Genomic DNA, 2,724 nt, shown 5'->3' on the forward strand with positions numbered 1-2,724 from the left:
GATGATTGAGGTTCACCCCAACCCCGCCAAAGCACTTTCAGATGGTCCTCAGTCTTTGACACCTGGCGATTTTATCGAACTGATGCAAGAAATTGCTCCTCTTGCTCAATTCTTCGGACGTGGAACAAAATCTGCCTTCACAAATGCGACTGCTTTTGCTGACAAAGCCCCTTTGAATGTGGGTGTTTAAATTGCAAAGATTGTGTGTGGTTTGTAACGGGTAGGTAATTTCACGGTGACACCAATTCGTTGATTGATTTGCTTACCCATGATTCTTTAATCATCCTGATATGAAATTCACGGTATTGGCGCATGAAGATTCAATATCCCTTGAACAAGTGCAGTATGGGATGAATCAATGCTTTTTGCTCATAGAGATTTAGCGATGCCCCTGCGGGGCGCACTCTGTGCCATCACACAACGAGTTCTTTTATACTTCACAAAGGGAGCAGCCCTTTTGCCCCAAGCAATGCGCCAGCGGCTTGGTGACAATCAAAAACTCTCTGCTTAACGCGCAGATATATTCTACATCTACTTGGAAAATCATCACGGAAGAGCCCAGTGTTACATTCAAGATTGCCGTGGTAACTTATGCTTAAAGTCAAAATCAGCCATCAGAAAAGCACGAGTTGAAAGCTATGTATAGTGGCAGCAAATTTCTTTTCTAAAACTTTACAATTTATAACTATTGTATAATCATAGCATTTTTCTTGATAAAAGACACAACCTGAGGAATCATTTGATGACAGGACAACACCGTTATAAGAGTTTCTTAACACAAATTCATCCTAGTACAGCCAGTGACTCTGAACAGGTTCAGTACCCAATTTTCCCTGAGAAACCAATAGTCATTGGACGTGATTATAATCGTTGTGACATTGTTTTAGATTCTACGCAATACCCGGACGTTTCGCGTGAGCATGTGAAGATTTCCGCCCTCTCGTCTCAATCTCCAAGCGGTATGCCTGTTTGGGAGATATGCGATTTGGGGAGCCGTAACGGCACTTATGTCAATAATCAGCGCTTACAGGGTTCTCAAATTTTGCAAGTGCATGACCGCATCAAAATTGGTGGTAATGGTCCAGAATTCATCTTGGAGTGTCAAGCAGCTAGCTTTATTAGCCTGACAGATTTATTTCCTGTTGTCTCGAGAAAACTGGATTTACACCAAAGCGGTTTGCTGATTCCGGGTATTATTACCGTGATATTCGTAGTAGCAATGTTAGCTACTCGAGATAGTAATTACTTCCTCTACATCTTAGCAGCTTATCTAGCTGTTGCCAGTCACTACGTTATCCACAAACTCTGTCATAAGCATAAGCCCTGGTGGTTGCTAGTTAGCGTAGGTCTGGCTACTAGTCTGCCACTTTTGAATGGCTTTCATGAATTTACACATATTTTTTCCGACCTTTTACCAGTAAGTTTGTTGAAAGAACATGAGAATATTTTTACGATAATTTCTAAGGAATTTTTCAAAGCAGGGTTATTAGAAGAACTTTTCAAAATATTGCCGGTGCTATTAGTTTACTTGCTAGCCAGGCTACTCTCATCACCTAAGCGCGAACTGATTGGGGTATGGGAACCTATTGATGGAATCCTTTTAGCGACGGCATCTGCCACTGGATTTGCACTCGTAGAGAGTTTGATGTCAGTGAATGAAGTCACCCAAAGCAAAGGTAATTTTGCCGGATTAACACTTTTAATTCCCCTAATTTTAGGAGATATTTCTGGACAGGTGGCATACAGTGGCTACTTCGGCTACTTTATTGGATTGAGTGCAATGAAACCTTCCAAGGGTTGGCAGCTTGCAGGAATCGGCTATCTGACTTCAGCAGTTCTACATACCCTTGGGGCTGTAGTCTCTGAGTTGCAAAAGGAACAAAAGCTAGATTTTCTCATCGGTAATTTACTCTTAGCTTTGATAGGCTGTCTAGCTTACGCATGTTTGATAGCAGCAATCCTCAAAGCCCGTCACTTTTCGCCAATTCACTCACACAAATCTGCCAATCCTCATGGTTCGTCCAACTTGCATTAACTTTCACTAATTCAACGTATATATACAGAGACTAAGCGCCGATAGTCAAGCGATCGCTTCAAAGAGACTAAGTTGTGAAAAACTAGAAAAACAAGTCTGCACTCTGCCTAGAAAGGAAAAACGAAATAAGATTGAGTGTATCGAAGTTGAAACATCGACCACCTATAGCGGTAAGAACCTGGAGTAAGGTACACAAAGAAATAATGAACCACAGATGGACACAGATGGACACAGATAAATAATTACTTCATTCAATTGAATTGCGCGATAGGTTCGGTTAGAGGAATTATTGATAAGGAAGAATTTAGGAGTCAGGAGCCATTGTGGCTCCTGACTCGTTTTGCAAGTGTCTTTTCTTGCAGACTAAGATTTGCTGTGTTATCCCCACACGCTCTGGACTGGGCTTTCAGCCTTCTTACCTGTAAACTTTCAAAATTTTTTCCAAAAAAGCAAAAGGACCAGCATAAGTCTTCAAGCCTAACCCCTATAAAAATTCAGAAGCGAAAAAGCGAGTTGAAAACGCCCCCAAACTACGGCGGACAAAGATACAAAGAAGAAACCAAAACTATTTTACGAGGAAAACAAAATGATTGTCGTCATCAAATCCCAAACACCCGCATCTGAAGTTCAACGCATCATTCAAGAACTGCATCGCTATCCAGTCACAGTCGAAAAAGTCGTCAGCAACG

General features: G+C 41.5%; 2 protein-coding genes and 1 pseudogene. All 3 read left to right on the forward strand.

Annotated features, from left to right (window positions below; genetic code table 11):
* Positions 1–190, forward strand: a pseudogene (locus AACT52_RS10440) (3-deoxy-7-phosphoheptulonate synthase); the annotation flags it as partial.
* A 168-nt stretch (positions 191–358) separates the two neighbouring features.
* Positions 359–511, forward strand: coding sequence for a hypothetical protein (locus tag AACT52_RS10445; RefSeq protein ID WP_158055055.1), 153 nt, complete (start codon positions 359–361; stop codon positions 509–511).
* A gap of 231 nt (positions 512–742) precedes the next feature.
* Entirely contained in the window at positions 743–2,035 is a 1,293-nt protein-coding gene (locus AACT52_RS10450) for a PrsW family glutamic-type intramembrane protease (protein WP_073636631.1), read from the forward strand.
* Positions 2,036–2,724: the final 689 nt, after the last annotated feature.

It is taken from the genome of Scytonema sp. HK-05 (assembly GCF_963872035.1).
Lineage (GTDB): Bacteria > Cyanobacteriota > Cyanobacteriia > Cyanobacteriales > Nostocaceae > Kalymmatonema.

Coding starts and splice junctions, on each gene's coding strand:
- AACT52_RS10445 (WP_158055055.1), top strand. CDS start 359: ATGCTTTTTGCTCATAGAGATTTAGCGATGCCCCTGCGGGGCGCACTC.
- AACT52_RS10450 (WP_073636631.1), top strand. CDS start 743: ATGACAGGACAACACCGTTATAAGAGTTTCTTAACACAAATTCATCCT.